This is a genomic window from Psychrobacter sp. Pi2-51 (assembly GCF_904846665.1).
GTDB classification, from domain to species: domain Bacteria; phylum Pseudomonadota; class Gammaproteobacteria; order Pseudomonadales; family Moraxellaceae; genus Psychrobacter; species Psychrobacter glaciei.
In genome coordinates this window covers 1-23,747 of record NZ_CAJHBP010000018.1, presented here as the reverse complement: position 1 = coordinate 23,747, position 23,747 = coordinate 1, and the positions used below count along the sequence as shown (strand labels likewise).

The window sequence follows — 23,747 nt, the reverse complement described above, 5'->3', positions numbered from 1 at the left end:
TACCCACGATTCATGCTAGAGACCCTAATGAGCAACATCGAGCCTCTAGTACGCTTAAGTTATGATTTGATCTTGTCTATGTCATTGCTGTTGCTGTTGCTACAGCAAGCGGGCTTCATCACCGCTTACTTGAGTATGACTTTTCTGGATTTTTAACTTTTATCGTGGCATTTTTTATATTGTGGAATGCTTGGACGAGCTTTACTTGGTTTGCCTCAGAGTATGATCCTGATGATTGGTATTACCATCTCTCAGTAATGTTGCAAATGTTTGGCCCATTAATGCTTGTCGCCAACATCAATCAGTTTTTTGAGCAAGGACTAACATGGATAGGCGTTACTGGTTACGCGATCATGCGATTGGCCCGCTGCAGTCAGTGGTTGCGTGTGTATCAACAAGTAGAAGGCCACAAGTTTAGGTTTACGTTTTCTTCGGCATAGCTCAGCTGATTGTCTTTGATAAAGGCGTACTTTACTAACTATCACTGCAGGCATAGCCCTACGTCTTGCGTCACTAAAACAGTCTACTAGACTGTTTCTTAACGTTACTCATTGGCGAAGTACGCCGTCGCCTTTTTTAGTATTTCGCGCTCCTCCTCGGCAACTTTAAGCTGTCGTTTGAGGCGCTTGCTCTCTTCTAGAACAGCTATTATTTCAGGATCATACTTTCTTGGTCATGGTAAACTCCTCATCAAGTCGTTAGTTTACCAAGTTTATCTCTACGGTTTCTTCAGCATAGCTCAGTTGCAATAAAAAATAGATAGAAAGATCCTAACATCACAAAAAAAGCAGCCACCTTCATAGTGGCTAACGGTCTATTGGTGATATCAGCAAATACAAGCGGCCTATTGGTGACACTAGCCAACACAAGCATTAATTTGGAATCCGTAAGCATAAATAAACACAACGCCTGCATAAAGATAATACTTAATAACTGCTCATAGATAATTGCTCCACAGGTTTGTTCAACAAATAGCAGAATCGATATATCGACGATGATCATAGTAAAAAAGGCATATTTAACATAGTTATTTAAATACGCATTTTCATTGTGTCGTTTGTAAGCTCTGGGTCGCCTTGCTCTTTTCCTTTTTATATAACTCGTGGTAGGTTGAATAGTCATCGGATTGGTTTCATTGAAATACCAAATGGTTTCCCACCTTCCTTTAGTCATGTCTGGCATGATGTCTTCTGCTTGAAAATGCTGCAACTCCTGACTGGCAGGTGACCACCAATATCCTGTCTGCGGACAAGGCTGATCTGCCGCGCAATGTGAAGATTCCGGTACTGCACTACTGCCACCACCACTATCCTTGATACGCTCAACCAGCATCCAAGTGACGGGCGCTCTACCGACAGCGTGTGTCGTATCAGGATCATAACCAACATTAGCTTCATTCGCCAACATGCTATCTAATAGCACTTGAGCACTGGCATCTGCTCGATTTGGTACATAAATGCCAGCGACAGGGACAACTTCATCTACCTCAACGCTATATTGTTGGTTGAGGCTATAGATAGGCCATGATTCAGGCGCATTAAGCGGTCCTTTTGATTCGATGCTGTAATTTTCTATTAAACTGTATAGATACCAGCCAAAGTAACTGGTTATTCCCATGTTAAAGGCACGTAAGCTTGCCTCTTTTCGCCATTTTTCATAGTCAAGTTGTTGCTGTTCTGGCATCCAGTCAATATCGTAATCCATATTGATAGCGCGAAAATCACTCTCAACATTACCCCCATATCCTATCGCTGCTAGATCCCCTTTTAACAGCTCTTGATAGCCAACATTAAGACTATCTAAAGTACTACGCAGATTCGGTAATACGCGCTCGCCCCAGACAATATAAGGTTGTCTGTTGATAGGACGCGTACGGTAATCAAAGGGCAAATCGTTGACAAATAGCTCCAACGCATATTCAGCAGCTTCTAGCATATTCGCAAAGGCATCACGCATCTCTTTAAAGTAAGCGGGTGAGCTATAGCGCTCTAGTAGGTAAATCTCTTGCGGTCTTATAATGTAGTTATTCATTTTTATTGGCTTCCATACTGTTTATTTTTCTTATGTTCCAATCTTCATCTAAGCAATCACCAGCATCACATAAAGTATCGAACCGATAAACCACGTTGCATTCACAGCAACACCTGAATACCATTTCAGCTTAACCGTTTTATTTTGATTAGCAAAAGCGGCTTGCCGCTCAGGTGTGACAGGCAAGATATTATACGGATTATTTTGACCATCCCACATGAGCCGACGTTGCGCTTCAGGATGTAGTGCTGGGTTGGCACTGGATTGATAGATGTTGCCTTCGGCAAGGTCTAAGTAGCTGATAGTGCAGCACCTAATAATCCAATCAGCGAGACGAAACTCATGAGTAGGATTCTTACCATAAAACTCTTTGGAGGTTTGAGCGATATCAGCACAGGCAAATAATGACTGACTCATGTCCGTTGGGCACGCTTGAGCGTATTCTGTGTTTAAAGGCAGCTCTTCTGCTGGACGCTCCATGTAGGTGCGGATGAATGCCCATTGATCGTAAGGGTTGAGTCGCATATCTTCAAAGCTAATAGAATGTATCAACTCCCCTGTTGACTCATCAATAACATGAAGATTGAGAACTTCAAATATTAAGCCTTCATTACGTCTGACAGAGGCAAAAATATCTTTATAATCAATCAAATGAAAGATAGGCTCTTGCTTGCGATTATGCTCGTAGTAAGCAATCTGCTGGGTATTTTTTAGTAGTAAGATTTTGTGGTATCGAGATTTCTTGATGATAAGCTGCTTTATAGTGAAAAATGCACCAAAGCCTAACATTGATATCAGAAGCATCAACATAAGTATTAAGCTCAAACCAATCATATCGATAGTTTCAACAAAAATGTATTCATACGCAACTACTAATAAAAAAAACATTTGCAACCCACTCAACCATGCTCCGCCGTATGATGCTAAAAGCCATACATTCTGAATAGAATTGATTACTGGATGAAACAGTAGATAGTCTGGATTTATGTCATGAATAAGATTGCTTAGTCTATCCACACTATTTTGCTTTTCTTTAAAATCAGGTATCTTACCTTCGTAAGGACGACTGATTATTTTGAATACTGGGGGCTTAGGTGGTAGAGGTATCATCATAATATAACTCAACTTAAATATGTCGTGTAGTCACTGGCTCAGTATTTGTTATTATCCATGTAAGCAAAGTCATACAATGGATAGACAGGATTTTGAGTGGCATCAGCGATATACTTAATGATCACTCTGCCCTTTTGAATGCTATCTGCACTATAGACGCTGTTTTTGATATAGATATCTTTGATTGTGACTACAGTATTTTTATCTTTACTTTCTATAACGACTTGACTACTATCAAAATTACCACCAAATCCAGCATATCCTAGTGAACCATTAGTAGATGACATAGACATATTAAATATGTTATTCAATACCTTGCCATCCTTCGTGACCAGCTCAACAGAAATATGCAACTCACTACTGTCAATAAACTGACCCATCACGACTTGGCTGTTAAATTTGATACCATGTATTCCGGCAACAGCCCCTCCTAATATCCCATTTGTTCTACCGTGATTTTTACTTAATGTACTTTTTGCAAAAAAGCCTGAACAAGCGGTAATAAAACCGCTAATATCCTCTGCTAAGCTGTTAAAAACGGGCTGTGTCTGAAACGGATTTATTAGATAATAGTCTTGTCCTCGCATAGCTTGATTACCAAAGACGCTGTTGTCTAGCCAATATTCTATCAATACGTTTTGTTTATCATCATACTTGTAAGCTAGACGCTGAAAGCTATAGCTTAGAGATAATCCTATCATCATAATAGACAGTAACACGGCACCGGGAATAGCAGCTGTTCCAGCTGATGACGTACTAACTGCTGCATAACCATAAATTAGTCCCGCAACGGCTGAGGCTGATATAGAACCAATAGCTAATCCTGTGTAAATAACAGATATCCTGTTACCATCATTAAACTTACGATAACCATAAATGGTCAAGCTTCCTATCTCTAGCACTGCACCGACTACCCCTATCCATCCTGCACGGTATATTAGTTTACTGGCAAAGCTGGTTCTGCCTATTATACTTGCCCCTGCTGCTGTGGTATCCATACTAGCTGTCACAATGGCTAGACTGGTACTTGCTGTGCCTAGTTGTGTTTGAGTTAATAATAATTTATCACCTGCATATCTGAGTTTTGAGAGAAATGGTAGGATTGCAACGACTGACTTTAATTGAAAGAAGGTTATAAAGATAGAGAAGCCACCAGCAGCGACATTTGCGCTTTTACCACGCCACTGCCTTGCCTCAGCTGCTAGCTGCTCTGCATCTAAAGCATCAAGGTTGATAGGTTTTCCATTGTTAAGAGGTTCAAGAGAGCTAACGCCCTTATTACTTCGCTTCGCTTCATCAATATGATTGAGTATATAAATCTGCGCTTGAGCAGGAGTATCAATGTTAGGTAACCGCGTGACTGTATTGCCTGACATACCTTCATACTTATTGATCGCTCCTGATTTGATTTTACGTGCTCTAGCATTGATAGCGTCTTTTAGTGTTTTTGGTACAGTCATATCCATAGCATAATTGGCAAAGGCTGACATCGTATCCATACTAGCGATAACCCGCCTTGGTACAATTTTAATACCCGTATGGCCATAAATACTTGCTTGTAGGGTAAGATGTAAATTTTTAAAGGCTTTTACATCATGATGATACAGTTTAATTAAGTTTTGGCTTAGAGTTTTAACTAGAGCATTCTTATTAGCGGCAGCGCTGCGTTCACTGTCGACTTTTATACTCTCAAGTTCACCGGCGCTAATTTGCTCGCTAAGATAGCCAATGCCTGCACCAGCAGCTTCCGTCCCTCTATCTTGTTTACTAAAATCATAAAGTTTTTGGACTAAGTTTTTATCTAGTCCACCAAGCGCTTTAAGTAACCAATTTTTATTTATTTCAGTGCTTTGCTTAAATTGAGGTAATAATATTTTCTGAAATTCTTCATCAGCAATATCATTACTCTTTGGTGCAGACTTCGCGAAAGCATCAAGAATACTTTGCGGTAATCCAAGGTTGCTATCATCAATACCACAATTGGTAATACAACCAGCGACTATAGCCTCAAAACCTTTAGCCGTCTCTTCATCATGGCTAAGATTAATATCAAAATCATTTTCTAAAACATACTGGAAATTCAACGATGCTTTTTTGTCCGTTATAATAGAAATGTAGTTTTTCCGTGCCTCAAAAAGTTGCTTTTTTAGTCCAATAACTTGCTGAGAGGTTCGTAGATAAAAACGGTAACTATCTTCCTTGATATGCTTGAATATAAGTGTATCGGGATCAGTATCACTGAATATATCGTTTAAAAAAGTACCTAAATAATCATTATCCCCCCAATTAAACCACTCCTTATCATTGTATTTGGTTGTCTTAATACTAGACTCTTCAAGATTTTTTATAATAAGTGCGTTTGCTACTTTGCGCAGATTGCTATTTTCCGATAGCTGACTAAGCTGGCTAATTAGGTAATTACATTTTTCTGCCGCTGCCAGTACTTCGCCTACGGGATCTGGTAGAGCGACCATCATGGGTTTGGCATTTACCAAAGTAGAAATGTCTTTCGGGTTACTCGCTAAAATGTAATCAGCTTTTCGTATATCCTCGATACTATCCTTAATACTATAATGCATTCGTTCATACAATAACTTAGCTGCTTGCTGACTACTTTTAGCAAGCATATAAGAATCACGAATATAATCTTGACTTACTGAAGTCTTGCTTGCTGAAAGAGTATTTTTTTTAGATGCATATGATGACTGTTCTGATACTATAATTTTACTATCAATATCATTTCCTTTTTCTAATTCTTTTCTACGATTAAAACTATTAATATATTCTTTCTCGTTATTTGACATAAATATAGTATTTATATTTTTTACTTGATCAGCCATTACAAACTTTTGCATGCCTTTTTTTCTAAAGTTTTCATCTTGCATATATTTTTTTAAGACAGTTACGCTTAACCTGGCATGAGATACTTTTAAGAATGCAACATCATATTCCTGTGACAAACAAATATACTTAGTCGCTATAGTACTATGCTGCGGTTCAGTACAGTTTATAGGTTGAGAAATACTCTCATCTATTATACTTTTACGTTTTGATGAGCTGGCCTCTTTACTGTCTCCTTCCAATTTTTCTTTGTCGTACTTAGTTATTTCTTTAAATGATCCGTCATTGCCTGTATAATATTCACTTATATATTCAATACCTGAAAGATACTTAAAATAAACATATAAATAAATTTGAGTAGGTAGAGAAGCTAATGCGGTATTACTTTGTGATTTTTCAGCAAGTAAATGGTTAAAATATCGCTCATCCTTAGCACTTAAATTATAGCTTTTCTGGCTGAAAACGACTGGTAAAATTGGGATACCTCGCTTGCCACATTCATATGGACATTGGAAAGGTCCAAATATACTATCTATTTTCGAACCACCCTCGCTATTCACTGCCAATTTTATCTTATGATCATTGGTGATATCATCTAATACTTCAGATGTATGTTGATCGTCATTACCTCTTAAATTATCAATATACTTATCAATTGACTCGCTCATACTCTGCTCCTATCATCGCTCATCTGCACTAAGCTTTTAACAACATTATTAACCGCCTGCTGCTGCGTGACTTGACGTTTGGCAATGAGTAATGCTTGTGATATGACTATATTTACAATATCTTCCGTCACTCTGACTTGCTCTTTTAATTGTCTTACTATCATATTTATCCATTCTGTTTGCTCAAGCAGTTGCCACTGCTGTTGACTAAATCTAAACGGTAGAGGTTTAAGCTGCTCCAATGCTGCTTTCGTATCAGACGGATATACTTTATTAGGCAGCGGGAACATTATCTCTTTAAAGGTGTTATTCCAATCTACATAGTGCATACGAGGTAATTTTAATTGGTATACTTGCAGCTTTTGTTCAGCTGTCCAAATATGGGTTAACAGGGCTAACACTCTCGGATCCCAGTAGCGTAAATAGCGACGCTTGTTTGATCCCAATCCATACGCTTGCCCTATCAGATATATACTATGTTTAAACCTTTCAGTGATTGGTTGATCAAATAGCCATAGACAGACGCTACGAGGATGCGCATGACCTGCGATATCATTACTGTTCTCATATATTGCTAGAGCCAATAGCTGCTCTAATAAACGTTGACCAGTACTACTGTTCAGTTGAATGTCGATAAGTGCTAAATCATCTTCAAAGGTATGATGAATACGTTTGACACGCTCAAATAGCAAATTAGCGCCACCGTCAAGTATATCCAAGACTGCTGTTCCATGAGCATTCAAATCAATAAGAACAGTCAGCTGCTGATACTGCTTATCATAGACCTTTAGATATAAAGCATTAAGCTGCTTTTGATAAGCGTCGGTCGCTTGAATATCATCGAGAAACTCTACTTTTGGTATTAGCATACCTAGACCGCTCCACCTTTATTGCCAGCACTACCGGTCTTGGCAGCACAGTCGGCAAGCTCGTCTTGAGGCATGGTAATCGTTGGACTAACTCCACCCCCGCTACCCCAATCCACCTTACTTGCCTTATAGCCCACTTGAGCAGGCGTTATAAATGTCACATTGCCACCCGATATCTCAATACCACTGCCTGCTGCTTTTAGCGTTAGCGTATCAGGCGCGATGATCTCAATACTGTCTCGGCTATGGATGCGTAGGACTTGCTCACTGTCAAGTCGAATCTCACTTTGATGCGCTTTTATCGTCACATCGCCATGAGCAGCGGTATGGGTTTGCGCTTCATTGCTGTAGTAATGTATATCGCCTGCCACCAGTTGATTCATTTGAGTTTGACTGTGATGATGGGTATTGTTTGTCGCGTGGCTATGCGTGCTCTTGGTGCTGGTATGCTGACTGTGTTGTCCACTGAGCAGTGCCAAATGACGCTGGGAATCAATGAGCAAGTTGGCTTGTTGCCATTGACCCGCATTATCTAGCGCGCTGTCATTGGTATCTTTGCTAAATTGGGAAAATGGGGTTTGCGCGTCTTCTTTACTGTTGCTTTGCTTGTTATTACTACTATCCTCTAGTCCCACTGGTTGATGGGTGTCAGCCAGCTGCGCGTAGGCTTGCTGATGTTGGTCAGCAGTTTGTAACTTACTATGACTGTCATGACTCATATGCTGTTTTGGTTGAACGCCAGTTTTGCGACTACTGATATGAATACCAGTGCTGCCTTGTACATTGGCGGCGGCTTGAGTCTCGATGCTGATGCCTTTGCCCCGTGCTTGACCACGGGTATGGTCGCTATGCTGATACAGATGACCCAAGGTCAGGCTGCTTTGGTGGCTGCTGCTATAGACGTTAATTTGCGGACTCTCAGGATGAGCGTCAAACATGAGTTGGTTATAGCCGTTAATAAGGCTGTCTTTAGTGGCATCACCTGTTCGACTGCTATCAATACTTTGAGTCTTAATCCCATCTATGGGATAAGTATGGCTTTGATTGATAAACCAAGCGGGACTGATGGCGTCAATAGTGTCGGTATCACTGACGATGCTATTATGCTGAGCATCAATATTGCCTTGCCCGTTATGGGTACTGCCAATGATGATGGGATGGGTGATGTCACCACCGATGAAGTCGATAAGGACATGCTGTCCATGACGCAGAGGATGAGTCTGTCCCATGTGGTCGGCAACGAGGTGACTAGCAATGGGTATCCAGTGCGCGCTATCGTCTCCTTCGCTTTGCCAGTGATATCTGATATGCGCACGGTGGTTACGATCATGGGTGATGGCGCTGCTATCTGTATCAATAATACTCGCACTCATGAGACCTGTCAGACTGGGATGTGGTTGTCCAAGTGTAGCAAACTGCTCCCCATAGGGAATGTGGTGATGATGTGGGAACGGTAGGTAGCAGGCGTTGATGTGATGGACGTTGTCGTCATCACTGTCATTGGCATGATTCGTATTGGGCTGTAAGGTAATAGGATCAAAAGCGATTGCGCCCAGCCAGTCTGCTGGAATATGATTGTTAATGTGCTGATGAATAGAGACGAGACTGATCGGATCGGTCAGATAAGGGTTGCCATCGATATAGTGGCTACTTGGCAAATTCAGATGACGGATGTTGCCGGTTAGGCTGCCTAGATTGGCCAGCTGCTCAGCGTTCTGCTGATAGCGGGTGGCAAGTGCGGTGAGTCCATCATCGTTTAAATAACTATGACTGTGCAAAAAGCGATGATGCGTGCTGCTTGATGAGTCGATAGGTTGCTCGCTACTGTGACTGCCGGTATAGGTACTCATCAAGCGACTGTCATAACGATGTAGATCGCTTTGCTGAATATGCTGGGCAATACGGGGACGAATGGCGGTGATGCGATCTTGTCTATCAGCGAGATTGGCAGGGTTTTGACTTAAGATGCTTTGAATGTCATTGGCATCAGGGCGCAGTATTTCGCCATTATGAGGAAGTAACACTAGCGTGTGACTATCCGCTTCATGACGGTAATAACCTGTAATACCGTAAAGGGTGAGATACTGCGTTAAGTAAGCAAGATCGGTTTGGTTGTATTGGACGCTATGCTGAATATGATAGCTGCTGTCATCACTGAGACGCTCGTCAATCTCAACGTCTATATCATATGGGCTAACAATATCTTTGATAAGCTCGCTTAAACTTAGATGATGATGACGGCGGTTATGACTGTTAAGGCGTAATTGGCTTACCGTAGGTTCGCAGATAATACGGTAGGCAGCCATACCACTGTTGCTACCGAGGGCAACGGCTTCGGTGATGATGCCGTGACGGGTTTGGCTGGGTAGTATGGCGTCACCCGTGTGCCAGTGCATGGCTAGTTTTTGGCCTAACCATTGTTGTATATCCAGTCCTGCTTGTGGGTGCAGTAACGTAATACTAATACGGTAGCCAGTATAAAGCGCGAGCTGACGGTCGGTATAGCTTTGGACACGTTGGTCATGATGGTAGGGGCTTGGGTAGGCATCAGGCGCTGGCATCAGCGCGGGCTTACGCCAAACACTGTCAGGTAATGGCATACCTAACAAACTCTCAATCAAGTCAGCCTGTTGAATGAGACTGGTGGCGATATCAGGATGGGCACTGCTAAGTTGCACATGCCGCTTTGTTTGAGTCCATACCATGACAAGCCCTTCTCTATCTAAAGGTTTAGCGATCAAAATCACCAAGTAAAAAGTAATGCAAGCATTGCAATTTAACCAACAGTTCTATCAATCCAACTTTAATTTAATGATCATCGTCAGAGGAGTCACGTTTGGGCTGAATACCAATCATGTCAGACAGCAGCGATAATTGATCTTCGTTTTTGATGATATGGGTGAGCCATTGATCCAGCGGCATGTCGGCCCAGTCAATCGCCCGACCGAGTAAAAAAGTCACTGGGCTGTGCGGCTCATTGGTGGCAAAATAGTCTTGGATTTGAGCCAGCAATTTAAGCGCTTGCCGCCGATTGCTTTGATGATCACGGTTACTGGGCTTGAAGCTGGTTGAGCTAATATTATTTGTGCTGGCTGATTGTCCACTACTATCCGACATCATAGGTTCATTAGTATCAATCAGGTCGACATTATCGGCTTGGCTCTCTTGACCCATACTATGAGCAGTATCAGAATATTCTGGTATCAATGGACGCAAATGCTGCGTCAGTGCAATCAATAAATCCGTCACTGGTGCGAAGACTGGCGCATCCATACCCATCAGATCATTGAGCTGATCGGTCAATGTCTGCCACTGCTCAGTTACTTTATTAAGATTGCTCATCAGTGCTTGTTGCCAAGTCTCACTACTGGTCTTGATGGCGTGATTATAATCACTCAGTGTCAATTGGTTGGATGTTTCGCTGTCAGGGTTTTGCTGACGCTGCTTATCATGATCGCGTGCGGTTAGGTAGTAGTTGTAGTTGTAGCTCTCGGCCTTTGTATCAGCCAGCGATAGTTGCTTGATATCATCGGATAGTGCCTTGACGAACCACGACAGCAGCCCTGCTCTGATATCCATGCTGTCTTCTTCACCGTCTAATGGTGGATACATGGTGAGCCAGTACTCGTCATTGAATGCTTGCAATACGCTCAGCCCATGACTGATGCCTGCTAAATGATTGGTGTGACTCAGGGCATCAACGTACCACAGTGTCAGCTTCATGTCTTTACTGGTATCGCTGAGCAACTCTGCACACTGGTTTTTGACAAAATCCCAATCAGCGACTTTTAATTCAGTGACCCAGTTGCCTTGTGCCAGCAGTGGATCGTCTTCTTGACGAGCAGCAACGATGGCATCGATACGTGGATCAAAGATGAGATCTTCACCCACCCCATGATGGCTGCCATCGATAGGCGCGATAAGGGTGTCAATATCGGTTAGTAAGGAATTACCCATATTCATTATAATAAATCCTTCTTAACAGATTTTTTACTGATGGTTTTTTTCACTGATGGCTTTTTTACGGCAGCCTCTTTAGTAGCAGCCTCTTTAGTAGCAGGCTCTTTTTTAGTAGAAGATTTTTTGGTAGCTGGCTTCTTAGCTGCAACTTGTTTGCTAGGCGCTTTACTCACGTCACCTTCAACCTCACTGTACTGCGCCATATGATTGAGCGCTACAACAGCATCAGTATCGAGACGATAGGCAAAATTATCATCCTCATCGACGAATACCGTCATTTTCTTTAGCACACTTTGACTGTCATCATGGGCCAGTAGCTGACCCGCCAGCTGCGGTAGCAAGGTATGACTGATAATAGCATCGGCGTTACGTGCACCAGAATCGACCTCATGACAACGTGATAAAATCAGCTCAATCACCTCATCGTCAATGACACAAGGCACATCGTAATTATCACGGATGCGGCCAGTGATTTTATCCAGCTTTAGGCGAATGATTTCTGCGAGCGCGTCATCCGTCAATGGATAATAAGGGATGACCGTTAGACGACCCAAAAATGCAGGCTTGAAGGCTTTGTATAAATGTGGATTGATGGCTTGTTTTAGGCTATCACTGTCTGGCAGGCTAAAATCAGTGATGGCTGGATCTGTATTGATGCACGCTTGCATAATCTGCGCTGAGCCAATATTACTGGTCAATAAAATAAGGGTGTTTTTGAAGTCAATTAAACGCCCCTCGCTGTCTTCCATCACCCCTTTATCGAAGACCTGATAAAACAAATCCAACACGTCTGGATGTGCTTTTTCGACTTCATCGAGTAGGAGCACACTATAAGGACGGCGGCGGATGGCCTCCGTCAATACCCCACCTTCACCATAGCCAACATAACCTGGCGGCGAGCCTTTTAATGACGCAACACTGTGCGCTTCCTGATACTCTGACAAGTTAATGGTGATAAGATTACGCTCACCCCCATACAGTACCTCTGATAGCGCCAACGCAGTTTCTGTCTTGCCCACACCGCTTGGCCCGACTAGCATAAATACGCCTTGCGGGCGGTTGGGGTCATCTAAGCGCGCTTTTGCAGTATGAATCCGCTTAACGATAGCCGCCACAGAGTGGTCTTGCCCAATGACACGTGCTTGCAAGGTATCAGCCAAATTTAAGATCTGGTCTTTTTCATTGCCTGCCATATCGTTGAGTGGAATCCCTGTCCAATCTGAGATAATCTGCTTAATCACTTGTCTATCCAATACAGGATGGATAAGGCGATGCGTCTCTTGTACTTGTTTTAGCGACTGCTCAATACTTTGATACTCAGCTTGTTTGTCTAAGCGCTCTTTTGCACTAAGTATATTTGTATTAGAGGCATTATCAGCCTTACCATTCAACTGCTGATTGAGTGTATCAAGTTGATTGTTCAGCTGACGTTGCTCCTGCCAGCGAGCTGTCATATCAGCTATGCTTTGTTGATTCGACTGACGCTGCTCATCGAGTACCGCTATTTTTTGGCTGACTTTCTCTTTTTCGTCAACGCCGCCGATACGCTCAAGCTGTTGACTAAGATTATTGATATGCTGCTCTAATTGCACGCCTTTGGCTTGTAGCCTATCCAGCTGATTGGGCATCGCAGTTTTTGATAAACTCACCCGTGCCGCTGCCGTATCTAATACGCTGACCGCTTTATCAGGCAGTTGTCTATCACTGATATAACGTGCGGATAATTCAACCGCCGCTTGTAACGCATCATCGTCTATTAAAATACCGAAATGCGCCTGCATCTTGGCACTCAACCCACGAATCATCGCCACTGCCGTTTCAATATCAGGCTCATCGACTTTGACCACTTGGAAGCGGCGCGATAATGCCGCGTCTTTTTCAAAGTATTTCTTGTACTCTGACCACGTCGTCGCAGCAATGGTTCTCAGCTCACCACGAGCCAGCGCCGGTTTCAGTAAATTCGCTGCATCGTTTTGACCTGCCTGCCCACCAGCACCGATAAGGGTATGTGCCTCATCAATGAACAAAATAATCGGCTGTAACGAGGCTTGTACTTCTTCGATCACTTGCTTGAGACGGTTTTCAAATTCACCTTTGACGCTCGCCCCAGCTTGTAGCAAGCCCATGTCGAGACTACGTATCGTCACGTCTTTGAGCTGATCTGGCACTTGACCAGCAACTATCTTTTGCGCCAAGCCCTCTACCACAGCAGTTTTACCAACGCCTGCCTCACCTGTCAAAATAGGGTTGTTTTGACGACGACGAATCAAAATATCGATCAGCTGATGAATCTCAAACTCACGGCCGATGACTGGATCTATTTGCTCGGCACTGGCCTTTGCGGTCAAATCGTAAGTATATTTATCCAACGCAGGGGTTGGCTTAGTTTCAGTTTGCTTAGCGTCTAAAGATTCTTGATTGTTAATGTCATTGTCTTCACTATCAGCACCACCATCAGCCCCCTTATTGACGCCTTTATTATTGGTACTTTTATTACTGCTTGTTCCACTACCCTCGGTACTACCGAGACACTGGCGCTCATAATCATCTTTTAAGGTAAAACGATCGATATACTGTAGCTGCTCAGGAAGGGTTTTAAGTATCGACTGATAACGCTCATATGCCAACAGCACGAGCAATATGTGCCCAGAGCGGATTTCTAGTGCGCTATTATTATCAGCACTCTGACCATGTTGGCTACTGGCTAGCTCCCATGCGTCCTCTAACAACGCCATCAACCCTTGACTAAACACAGGGGTAGAGCCTGTTGCTTGACCAAAGGTATTCAGCAAATCGGTCATGTCTGCTAAAAGCGATGGCTGAGCAATCTTATTGAACTTAAGTATCTGAGCCACATCATTGTGCGGCATCGCAATCAGTTCATGTAGCAGATGGACGGTATCAACTTCACGATGCCCGTTATTGATACAAAGCCTAGCTGCCTGCTGCAAACACTGTCGACAGCTTGGGCTTAAGCGGGTAATTACAGCTTTTAACTGGCTCATAAAATTTTTCCTTTGGCATGTTCAATAGACTTAACATTATTTTTATTAAACTGATGTATCAAAATTAGAGTGGCTTTTTTTAGAGCAACTTTTAAAGCAATTTCTTACAGTTACTAGCAAACCAGCAACTTATAGTTGATTCACTTCAAAACCGATATGAATGCTACTGAATAGGCAGCGCATAGCGGGTATTATCATGATGCTGCATCGCAGGCTGAGATACCAAAAACCCACCCTGCCCTAAGCCACCAAAGCTGCTTTCTGATAATGACAAAGGGGTAATATATTGCTTGTCTAGCTCCAGCTGCATTTCGACCGCCAAGCTCACACCGCACCATTTACGAATAAAATCGATAATGACGCGATACATATCCCCTGCTGGTAACAGTCTTAAATAGCGTTTGGCATCCAACTGATGAAAGACGATTCTAATTTTGCTATCGAACTGTACAGCCCGCGCGCCGCAAAATGTAGATATCCCAAGTGCCGCATGCTGACCACCGAGTGCGGTCTGCTCGCTAGCGGGCAGATCAAACCACTCAGGCACGAACTGCTGCACGCTGACCGTGCTATCTAAGAAGTGCGACAGTACATGTGCTAACTGATCAGCGGTCAGACGTCCGGGGGCAATCATGCCAGCATAAGCAATCAAGCTATCGATTGCCGTTAGCTTTTTCGGCTGACGTGCCAGTGCCCGCAAGCTCAACAGGTAGCTGTCTTTTTTATCCTTTAACTCATACTGTAGTGGCAAGTTATAAAACCAGCTCGCTTGTACGTACAAATCCGTCAATCGATGGTTAAATAAGTCCAAAAAAGCGGGGGCTGCTTTGTCTTTTGCATGATTGACTCGCGATGCCAAATGATCGGTATACATCGCTGGCAAAGCTGATAATGGTCCTGTCAGTCCAATAACTGCTGGGCAAACCTCTATCTGTCTGGCCATTAACGAACTGGCATTTAATGAACTGTCCTTTATTTGACCATCCTTTACTGAACGGCCACTGTCTTCCATATTGTCTTGAGCAATGAGCGCCATCGACTCAATTTCAGCTTGCGGATACGCCAATGACAATGAGGCACGGTAGCGCACTTCGATAGGCGCATGCCCCATACCGACTTCATGCTGAACCAAGCGCAGCGCTTGCAATAGCTCATAAGATTGCGGCGCCGCTAATAAATCCGTTAAATAAGAGGACTGAGACCGCTGCGTGGCTGACATCTGTATATCTCCTCTTTGGTAACGGCATCACTGATGGCAACCTCAACGAAGCTGTTTAAGCTGGCATGATAGCCAAAAACATGAGCCAATAAATGGGCAAACTGGCGGATACTCACTCCAGCAAAATTCTTTTGGTTAATCTGAATATCAATGACCGTACCGCGTACAAATCCAGGTTGCGGCAAGCGCTGAATCCGCTGAGCTTTGATACTGGTGGTGACAGAGACGATGCCTTCTACCAGCAGTTTATTAGAGGCAGATTGAGTAATATCATAGAGCGACAGATACTCTTTCATCAGCTCAGCATCTTGGGCAGCAAGTGATAAAAAATTCAAACTGATCAGCGATATTAGTCGCCAACGCTCCTCACCGGTGTATTCAAACCGTGCCGTTCTGGTAGGCTGCTTTAATAATGACAGACTACTAAAGCCCGTCATCCCTTCACTAAACAAATCACCTCGGCTTTGACCGAACACCACTTGCGCGGGCAAGTCTCTATTGGTGCATAGCAGAGCAGCACTTATGCTCACCGCACCTGACACATCCTCACGCTGCTTTTCTACAAACATAATCTGATATTCAAAGCCCTGCTTAAATTCAGCCATATCCTTATCGCGTTTGATATGATAATAACGACCGTCATCTTGCTGCTCATAGTGATTGAGCGCATAAAACGGATGGTATTCGCGTTGTATCAAACGATTATTACTTTGCTTGGACTCTATGACTTTATTGACCTCATAAATCTCATGTTGAAAAAGCGCACGAGTATCGGGCACCAAATCATAATAGATAGAGCGATGAGTGACTTGAATGGGCTTGGCGGCTGCCTTGAATAGATTGACCACGGGCGTACAAAACAGCTTAATACTGCTGGCACTCAGTTGCTGCAAGTTTTTTAAATGGATGGTGTTTTTTTTATCAAACTTAAAATAACAGCGAATCTCAAAACCAGTGCTATCAATTTTTAAATTGGGACAAACACGGCCAAGATTGAGGCGTAAGAAATTGAATTTTTCAGGGAAATAAAAGTACTCTTTTAATAATGCAGAGGCAGCGTTACTCACTCGATGACTAGGAAGAATTTGCTGCTCCGGATCGAAGCCTATAATCTCAAACGGACTACCCGTTATCTTATTGACCTGCCTACCATGAAGATGCGTTTGTTTCACATCACACCCTAGCAGATCCCACAAGCTGGTGCCTTGACTGGCATCCTCATCTATATATAAATCTAGCGAATGATTTAACAAAGCCTGATAGTCGAAGCTTGGATTAAGACCTTTGAATTTAATGCTAATGCAGCCGTTAAGCAGTCCATGCTGATTATCGTATACTTCTTGGCGTGTCTCAAAATCGACGCTATCTATCTGTAGCGGTAGCAACGTCACGTCTTGGGTTGACTGAAACTGGCAAGGCGTGCCGTTTATTTTTTGACTAGCAAACATACTTTTTTTAGGCACTAAAACAGGCTCACTCATCGCATTGCCCTGCACGCCTAGGTTAAACTGTGCAATAGAGACTGATGGAAAAGGCTTAAGATAATCGGGATAAACGACTTCAAGTAAAGACTCGGTAAAGTCTGCATATGAATCATCTAGCTTTTTATTGATGCGCGCACTAATCAGTGAAAAAGCCTGTATCAATCGCTCAATATGCGGATCATCTACCGTATCGTGACCCATCAATAACCGATTGGCAATTTTGGGATACTTTTTGGCAAATTCTTTTGATTGCTTATTAAATAAACTAAGCTCATGCTCAAAATAAGGAAGTAGACTGTCCATGATGCCTCAATATAGTGATCGCTGTTAACTGTAAAGATTGAGCGGTAACACTGGTTATTTCATTAAATTAATAATGACTATTTTATTAAATAACGCTGAGAGCTTGGCTCAAAGAACGCATCGAAACTGACCAGTTCTTGGGCAGGATAAACTTTCAGTAACGCTTCAATTGAAAAACATAGCTGATTGACATCGACTGCGCCAATATCTAGCGATACTCTGACATTCTGCAGACGACTGTCTTGCTGCTCGACTGTCTGCGCGATTTGTCGGCAGATATAATCACAGTCTGCAGGATTGGCACTACTCAGTCCCACAAAGTCCAATATGCCAAAGTTTAGTATCGATGAGCGTACATGTTGATAGGCTTGCAGCTTACTCGACACCACACAGCGAGTATTTAATAACGCTTCTAGGTCTTGGGCTACTGAAGACTTTAACTCATCAATATTAAGCCTGCGAACCACGAGTTCATGCGCTAAATGACGAGGCTGGTCATCGAATAGTTGCTCAAATAAATTTGGGCGAAACCCAACTTTATGATTAGAGGCGTTAGCGGCGTAATTCATGGATACAGTCATCCCTATTTAAAAAAATAAAAAAGAAAGGCCTAGATATAAACCTTTCTTCATTGACACAATAAATGAATGACACTTAACACCAGTTTAGGCAGTATAAGTAGCAGTGTTGTTGGCTAGTGACCATTTCTTCGTCACAGCGCCCTTGGCAGTACCATCGATATCTTGCTGCGTGTAAGTCCACTCAACTGCTGCATACTTGATACCGACTTTTTCGATTGGTACGCCTTCAGAGCGGACAGTTGGCTCAACACTAGCAATGAGCGCATGCTTAAGCTTTACTTCAAGATATTTAACGCGCTTATCACCGTTGGCACGATAAAAGTCAATTTGAATTTCATCAAAAGTATAGCCAGCAGAACATGCTTCCCATAGCTTAGGACTGGTCGAGTCCAAATCTTTCATAAAGGTCATATCGGCATGTTCACAGCGCTCAGAAGTGTGACCACCAACGCTGCTGGCTGTCGCTGATTTTGGCTGACGAATCAAGTGATCCCAAGTATTTACTTCAAGCCAACCTTTATGCTCGCTGTCACGAGACTCACCGTCAATTTTGTACTTACCACGGAACTGAATATAAATATCTTTCATATCACACACCTTGTATTTAAAAATTTAAATTTAACGTTGGGTTTTAATAAACGATCAGCTGTTGCTAGACTGCGGCAGTTGAGTGACCAGACGCAAAGAAACAGACAATTCGTCAAGCTGAAAGTGTGGTCTCAAAAAGACCACGGACTTGTAGACACCAGGTTTGCCTGGCACTTCTACAACTTGTACAGAAGCTTCGCGCAGTGGGTACTGGGCTTTTGCTTCTTGTGAGGCTCCATCATCTAGCAAGACATAACGAGAAATCCAATCATTCAAGAACGACTCAACATTACCAGGTGCTAAGAAACTACCTACCTTATCGCGCATCATTGCCTTTAGATAATGGGCAATACGTGATACTGCCATTATATATTGCAACTGAGTCGACAGTACCGCATTGGCATTGGCATCATCGTTTTGATAGGTTTTGGCTTTTTGAACTGATTGCGCACCAAAGAAGGCGGCATAATTGGTATTTTTGCAATGGACTAATGGAATGAAACCCAAGTCACTTAACTCTTTTTCGCGGCGATCAGTGATAGAGATTTCCGTTGGGCATTTAAGCGCCAAGTCCCCTTCATCAGTCTTAAAAGTATGGACAGGTAAACCTTCAACCAAGCCGCCACCTTCCACACCGCGAATAGCGGCACACCAACGATAGTCAGAAAAGGCAGAAGTCAATCGTGAAGCAAAAGCATAAGCGGCATTCACCCATAGATAATCATTGTGATCATTACCAGAGACTTCTTCAGTGAAGTTAAAGCCTTCTACCACTGTGCCATCTTTAGGATCATAAGGCAGACGACCTAAAAAGCTAGGCACTGTCAGCGCCACATAGCGAGCATCCTCTGACTGCCTAAAGGCGCGCCAGCGTATATATTCAGCCGTTTCAAATATCTTTGATAAATCGCGTGGGCGACCAATATCAGTAAAGGAATCGAGTCCGAACATCTCAGCGGAAGCCGCCGACACAAATGGTGCATGGGAAGCGGCCGCAACATGAGACAACTGCTCGAGCAGATACATATCAGAGTTTTGGCGAGTAAATTCAAAGTCACCAACGATTGCTGCATACGGCTCACCACCGAAACTACCGAACTCTTCTTCATAGATTTTTTTGAACAGCGTGCTTTGGTCAAAGTCTATTGAAGACTGAAAGTCTTTGGTAAGCTCGCGCTTCGTAGTATTCATCATGCGTATCTTAAGCATGGATTCAGACGGGGTTTGGCTACATAGATAATGCAGACCGCGCCAGCTAGATTCTAGCTTCTGAAACTCAGGTGCGTGCATGACCGTCGTCAGCTGCTTAGAGATCAGCGCATCAATTTGGGCAATTCGTGCATCAATAGATGAGGCTAAATTGTCTGATAATGTCACCGTGCCTTGCATGACTTCATTGGCCAGCTCGGCGATTTGCGACTTCGCACGGTTTTTTTCATCATCGGACTTGGCAACATTGCTTTTATTAACGATTTCTTCGAGTAAGTCATAGCTCTCGCTATTCAATGGATCCGTTGCTATCTGCTGCTGGGCTTGAGCATTCATCGTTTAATCCTCACCGTCGGTTTGGTTTTGTTCCGCCATTTTCTTGACTTGTTCAGTGTTTTTGAGCACATCATCCAATAGGTCTTCGAGTTTTTCGTTGGCCGATATTTTGTTGCGTAAATCTGCCAAGCGATCTCGTGCTTGTACCAGTTGCTTTAATGGCTCAATTTGATCAGCAACCGCTTCAGGGCGAAAATCGTTGATACTATTGAATGCCAAATCAACCGCGAACTCGCCGCCTTTGTCACTCAAGTCATTGCTTACTCGGAACGTCGCACGCGGTGCTAGACCTGACATCACCTCATCAAAGGTATCCAAATCCACTTCGACAAATTTCTTGTCTTTAAAGCGCGGTTGCTCAAGAGTAGAATCTCCTGAAAACTCTCCCAACACCCCAACGACAAACGGAATTTCTTTCGTTTCGATCGCATCGCCCACTTCAACGTCATAAGTCAAATGCACCCGAGGAGCACGTACTTTTGCGAGTTTCTTTTGCACACTATCTTGATTAGCCATAATAAGTTGCCTCAGCAGTTTCTGGTTTCAACGTAATATACTGAATGGATCAGTAGATTTGGTGTTGCTACTTCTAGGGGATGATGGTTTAGTCGGTCTCTGAACGGGCTTTGCTTTTGGCACTGGACGTGACTTCTGTTTCACTGCTGCTTTTCTTTTAACAGGGGCGGCTTGTCTTTTGACGGCTGCGCGGCGCTTCGCGTTGGACACGTTTTTGCTTCTAGTCGATCGAGCCTTCACCACAGGCGCAGGTGGTTTTGGCAAAGACTCATCATAGTTAAAACCGTAGACTTCACCATATATCTTGCTAAGCGCGCGCTGATATTCAGTTAAAAATGCCGTATCCATATCATCCGTCAAGTAATCTGACTGTAATTGGCTCTGTGAGACAAGGGCACTGCTATTTATAAGGATGCTTTTGAGCGTGGCGGTGCTTTGACCTGAGTCAATTGCTTCGCTCGCTGCGTAGACAGCATAAGCATGATAGCCATTGTTGGCGTAAATCTGAGCCAACAGCTCCCAAGCCAAAGAATCCTTCGGATTACGAGTTAGCCTCTGATTTAAGTCAGCAATCAATTGATGCAACTGCGGTGATTTTGCATCCGCATTTTTAAGGGCAGCATACTGGTTAATGACACTTGACCCTGGATCTTGCTCTTGTATCGAAAGCTCACTATGAGCTGTACTCATAACCGATCCCATAATAAGTAGACCGGCCAAGATCGTCTTGGGTATTTTATTAGTGACTTTGATAGCGTTTTTAATACTTGTCATCGTAAATCGGTGCTCGCTATTATTAATATGAGATGTATGCATCTGTTGACTCGATAATGGTTAATCAGCCGTACTAACCAAGGTCGTCATATTGGTTAAAGTGTCTTTGAATCTCGCTTTATCATTATCGTTCATCACCGCATTGTCACTGTAAGCGTCAATATTACTCTCCGTTACTTTGACCGCAGAGAGCATAGCAAGTTGACGCGCTCCTACCAGCTGATCATCGAGACTCAATGCTTCGGTTGCCGCTCTTAATGAACGGGCGTACTTTTTTGATTGATAATTGCTTTGGGCAATGGTCATCCATTGCTGGGCTGTCACTGCACGCCCGTCATCGACTTTCATGGCATCAGAAAGATAAGAGAGTGAAGGCTCATCCAACTGCTTAGCCACTGTTGGCTTAGAAACCGTTAAGGGCTGTGTGTTTTTCTTCGCGGCGCCACCGCACGCTGTCAGTAACACACTGGCACTGAAAATCACAGATAGCAGACCTACCCCTTTCAGCTTAGTACAATCAATAGAATTCATAAGCAAATCATCATCATTAAAACAAAAAGAATAAGAGGAAGTATGACGTTATAATAGAATATATTTAGAACTAAAGTTCTTTAATTAAAAACTTATTGCAAATCGATTATACAGATACTTGACAATATTTCAATAAACTCTATACTTTTCTTAGTATATATTTTAGCAGTGCTTACTTTTAAGCGACCGACTGTACCCTTAAATCTGCAGTCACGGGAACCTCCCTTATGCCTTCGCAAACCGCTCGTCTACACCAGATTACCGTTGAAACCAATAATATACCCATTACTACCTTATATCCTGCTGCATTCTCTTGGTCAAGTGCCATTGATAAAGCGGCTACTAGTCAGCTATTGTTCTATTCGCATGCTTTTTTAGATTCAAACTCTTGTTTATCTTTGGTAAATACATTTGTCTGCTTAAACACTCTTTCGGTTTCCCGTGAACCCAGTCATCGCACTGGGCTTATTAAAGCCGTCAACTACCAGCATTCAGATGGCGCACTGCATTTTTACACTTTAGACATCGTCAGCCCCGATTGGCAATTAACCCAGTGCATTCATACCCGCAGTTTCATTAATCAATCTACGCTCGACATCGTCACTACCCTCTTTGCCGACTATGAATTTGATTGGCAGTTATCTGAGACTTTGCAGTCATCAGAGCGCCTGTCTTCTCAGCTTCCTATGCGCACCCAGTCGGATGTCAGTGATTGGGAGTTTATAACCGGGCTACTTGCTGATAGTGGTGTCAGTACCCTATGGATATCGGGTGATTCATTAGATAATTTAGGGTGTCTGATGCTACTAAGCAGTTTTGATGAGACAGAGTTACTACCATTAGACTATCGTTATGCCCAGTCTTCTATCCAGTCAGGACAAGATACGGTTAATGAGCTACAAATGAGGTCGCAGCAACTGGGTAGTCAGACGGTGATGGTAAGAGCAGATGGCTTAAGCGCGGATACCATTTATGAAGGCCAAGCTACTGATGAGTCAGCACTAGCAATAGACGACACGACTGTGCTTTTAGGCGCGCCTTCACGCGTCGATAGCGATAGTGCAGCGACGGTGTTGGCACAGCAATGGGTGAATGCCAATCGCTGTCAGCGTGAACATTACCAAGCGACTGGTGCGATGCGAGGCATGGTGGTCGGTAGTCCTGTGAGTATTCATAATTTACCTACTATCGGTCGTTTGACTAGCTACTGTATCAGTACGCAGATGGTTGGGATTGAGCCGGACAGCGACAGCGTGTCTTATCACAACCAAGCCTATATCAAAGCGTGGTTACAACGTACTACGCAACAGAGCGGGATATTCATCCCCGATCATGGCTACGATATTGCTCGTGACACTGGGGTTTGGGTATCAGCGACTTTGCTTGACGCCGCAATCCCCTACGCCCCTTATCCCAGCAACTTGTCCTTTGCCAGTCATACTTATAAAGGGTTGACCCAAGCGCGTACTGGCAGCGCTACTACACCAAGTTATGACTCCAGTGTCACCGATGACAACCTACAACAAACCATCACGACCCCCGTCTACTCAGGCATCAGCCCTCACGACGACGGCACTACCCCGCCGCTGCGCGCATTGCAACTGTCATCCGGTAGCAGTCATGGCTGGCAATTCGCCCCACGGCTTGGACAATCCGTCCTGCTTAACCATTGGTACGGCGATATCGACAGTCCAGTGATTAGCAGATCGCTCTATGACG

General features: G+C 43.4%; 16 protein-coding genes and 1 pseudogene. 2 read left to right on the top strand and 15 right to left on the bottom strand.

Annotation, left to right across the window (positions count from 1 at the left end):
- Positions 1-77: 77 nt before the first annotated feature.
- Positions 78-440 (top strand): annotated as a pseudogene (locus tag JMY08_RS10025) (low temperature requirement protein A); the annotation flags it as partial.
- 289 nt (positions 441-729) lie between these two features.
- On the opposite strand, the gene JMY08_RS10020 reads toward JMY08_RS10025, so the two are convergent.
- The 15 genes from JMY08_RS10020 to JMY08_RS09950 form a co-directional block, all read right to left on the bottom strand.
- Positions 730-2,031, bottom strand: a complete 1,302-nt coding sequence (locus JMY08_RS10020) for a hypothetical protein (RefSeq protein ID WP_201593140.1) — start codon at positions 2,029-2,031, stop codon at positions 730-732.
- A 48-nt stretch (positions 2,032-2,079) separates the two neighbouring features.
- Positions 2,080-3,144, bottom strand: coding sequence for a hypothetical protein (locus tag JMY08_RS10015; RefSeq protein ID WP_201593139.1), 1,065 nt, complete (start codon positions 3,142-3,144; stop codon positions 2,080-2,082).
- Between the two features lie 38 nt (positions 3,145-3,182).
- Positions 3,183-6,653 (bottom strand): toxin VasX, encoded by a 3,471-nt coding sequence (locus JMY08_RS10010; protein WP_201593138.1) that lies wholly within the window; start codon positions 6,651-6,653, stop codon positions 3,183-3,185.
- Positions 6,650-7,522 carry a hypothetical protein gene (locus JMY08_RS10005; RefSeq protein WP_201593137.1) on the bottom strand — a complete coding sequence of 291 codons (873 nt, stop codon included), beginning with the start codon at positions 7,520-7,522 and terminating at the stop codon, positions 6,650-6,652. Before JMY08_RS10005 ends, JMY08_RS10010 begins: the two co-directional genes overlap by 4 nt.
- A gap of 2 nt (positions 7,523-7,524) precedes the next feature.
- The gene (locus JMY08_RS10000) at positions 7,525-10,227 is read right to left on the bottom strand and encodes a contractile injection system protein, VgrG/Pvc8 family (RefSeq protein ID WP_201593136.1); all 2,703 of its coding nucleotides are present in this window, start codon (positions 10,225-10,227) and stop codon (positions 7,525-7,527) included.
- A gap of 103 nt (positions 10,228-10,330) precedes the next feature.
- Entirely contained in the window at positions 10,331-11,485 is a 1,155-nt protein-coding gene (gene tssA / locus JMY08_RS09995) for a type VI secretion system protein TssA (RefSeq protein WP_201593135.1), read from the bottom strand.
- Positions 11,485-14,487 carry a type VI secretion system ATPase TssH gene (gene tssH, locus JMY08_RS09990; protein ID WP_201593134.1) on the bottom strand — a complete coding sequence of 1,001 codons (3,003 nt, stop codon included), beginning with the start codon at positions 14,485-14,487 and terminating at the stop codon, positions 11,485-11,487. The genes tssA and tssH overlap by 1 nt, the downstream gene beginning before the upstream one ends.
- A gap of 163 nt (positions 14,488-14,650) precedes the next feature.
- On the bottom strand, positions 14,651-15,706 hold the full coding sequence (gene tssG / locus JMY08_RS09985) for a type VI secretion system baseplate subunit TssG (protein ID WP_201593132.1): 1,056 nt from the start codon (positions 15,704-15,706) through the stop codon (positions 14,651-14,653).
- Positions 15,670-17,493, bottom strand: a complete 1,824-nt coding sequence (tssF, locus tag JMY08_RS09980) for a type VI secretion system baseplate subunit TssF (RefSeq protein WP_201593131.1) — start codon at positions 17,491-17,493, stop codon at positions 15,670-15,672. Before tssF ends, tssG begins: the two co-directional genes overlap by 37 nt.
- Before the next feature lie 77 nt (positions 17,494-17,570).
- Positions 17,571-18,062, bottom strand: coding sequence for a type VI secretion system baseplate subunit TssE (gene tssE / locus JMY08_RS09975; protein ID WP_189580852.1), 492 nt, complete (start codon positions 18,060-18,062; stop codon positions 17,571-17,573).
- 96 nt (positions 18,063-18,158) lie between these two features.
- On the bottom strand, positions 18,159-18,662 hold the full coding sequence (locus JMY08_RS09970; RefSeq protein WP_025651832.1) for an Hcp family type VI secretion system effector: 504 nt from the start codon (positions 18,660-18,662) through the stop codon (positions 18,159-18,161).
- A 54-nt stretch (positions 18,663-18,716) separates the two neighbouring features.
- Complete coding sequence (tssC, locus tag JMY08_RS09965) at positions 18,717-20,207, bottom strand: type VI secretion system contractile sheath large subunit (RefSeq protein ID WP_194618964.1); 1,491 nt, start codon at positions 20,205-20,207, stop codon at positions 18,717-18,719.
- A 3-nt stretch (positions 20,208-20,210) separates the two neighbouring features.
- Positions 20,211-20,723: a type VI secretion system contractile sheath small subunit gene (tssB, locus tag JMY08_RS09960; RefSeq protein WP_010199981.1), complete on the bottom strand. Its 513-nt coding sequence runs from the start codon at positions 20,721-20,723 to the stop codon at positions 20,211-20,213.
- 27 nt (positions 20,724-20,750) lie between these two features.
- Entirely contained in the window at positions 20,751-21,413 is a 663-nt protein-coding gene (locus JMY08_RS09955) for a hypothetical protein (RefSeq protein WP_201593130.1), read from the bottom strand.
- 144 nt (positions 21,414-21,557) lie between these two features.
- On the bottom strand, positions 21,558-22,028 hold the full coding sequence (locus JMY08_RS09950) for a hypothetical protein (protein ID WP_201593129.1): 471 nt from the start codon (positions 22,026-22,028) through the stop codon (positions 21,558-21,560).
- 227 nt (positions 22,029-22,255) lie between these two features.
- Here JMY08_RS09950 and JMY08_RS09945 point away from each other — a divergent pair.
- Positions 22,256-23,747: phage late control D family protein (locus JMY08_RS09945; protein WP_201593128.1), on the top strand; the 1,492-nt coding region annotated here is incomplete at its 3' end.

Coding starts and splice junctions, on each gene's coding strand:
- tssE (WP_189580852.1), bottom strand. CDS start 18,062: ATGAATTACGCCGCTAACGCCTCTAATCATAAAGTTGGGTTTCGCCCA.
- tssG (WP_201593132.1), bottom strand. CDS start 15,706: ATGTCAGCCACGCAGCGGTCTCAGTCCTCTTATTTAACGGATTTATTA.
- tssH (WP_201593134.1), bottom strand. CDS start 14,487: ATGAGCCAGTTAAAAGCTGTAATTACCCGCTTAAGCCCAAGCTGTCGA.
- JMY08_RS09970 (WP_025651832.1), bottom strand. CDS start 18,662: ATGAAAGATATTTATATTCAGTTCCGTGGTAAGTACAAAATTGACGGT.
- JMY08_RS10000 (WP_201593136.1), bottom strand. CDS start 10,227: ATGGTATGGACTCAAACAAAGCGGCATGTGCAACTTAGCAGTGCCCAT.
- JMY08_RS10010 (WP_201593138.1), bottom strand. CDS start 6,653: ATGAGCGAGTCAATTGATAAGTATATTGATAATTTAAGAGGTAATGAC.
- tssB (WP_010199981.1), bottom strand. CDS start 20,723: ATGGCTAATCAAGATAGTGTGCAAAAGAAACTCGCAAAAGTACGTGCT.
- tssC (WP_194618964.1), bottom strand. CDS start 20,207: ATGAATGCTCAAGCCCAGCAGCAGATAGCAACGGATCCATTGAATAGC.
- JMY08_RS10005 (WP_201593137.1), bottom strand. CDS start 7,522: ATGCTAATACCAAAAGTAGAGTTTCTCGATGATATTCAAGCGACCGAC.
- JMY08_RS10015 (WP_201593139.1), bottom strand. CDS start 3,144: ATGATGATACCTCTACCACCTAAGCCCCCAGTATTCAAAATAATCAGT.
- JMY08_RS09955 (WP_201593130.1), bottom strand. CDS start 21,413: ATGAGTACAGCTCATAGTGAGCTTTCGATACAAGAGCAAGATCCAGGG.
- JMY08_RS09950 (WP_201593129.1), bottom strand. CDS start 22,028: ATGAATTCTATTGATTGTACTAAGCTGAAAGGGGTAGGTCTGCTATCT.
- JMY08_RS10020 (WP_201593140.1), bottom strand. CDS start 2,031: ATGAATAACTACATTATAAGACCGCAAGAGATTTACCTACTAGAGCGC.
- tssF (WP_201593131.1), bottom strand. CDS start 17,493: ATGGACAGTCTACTTCCTTATTTTGAGCATGAGCTTAGTTTATTTAAT.
- tssA (WP_201593135.1), bottom strand. CDS start 11,485: ATGAATATGGGTAATTCCTTACTAACCGATATTGACACCCTTATCGCG.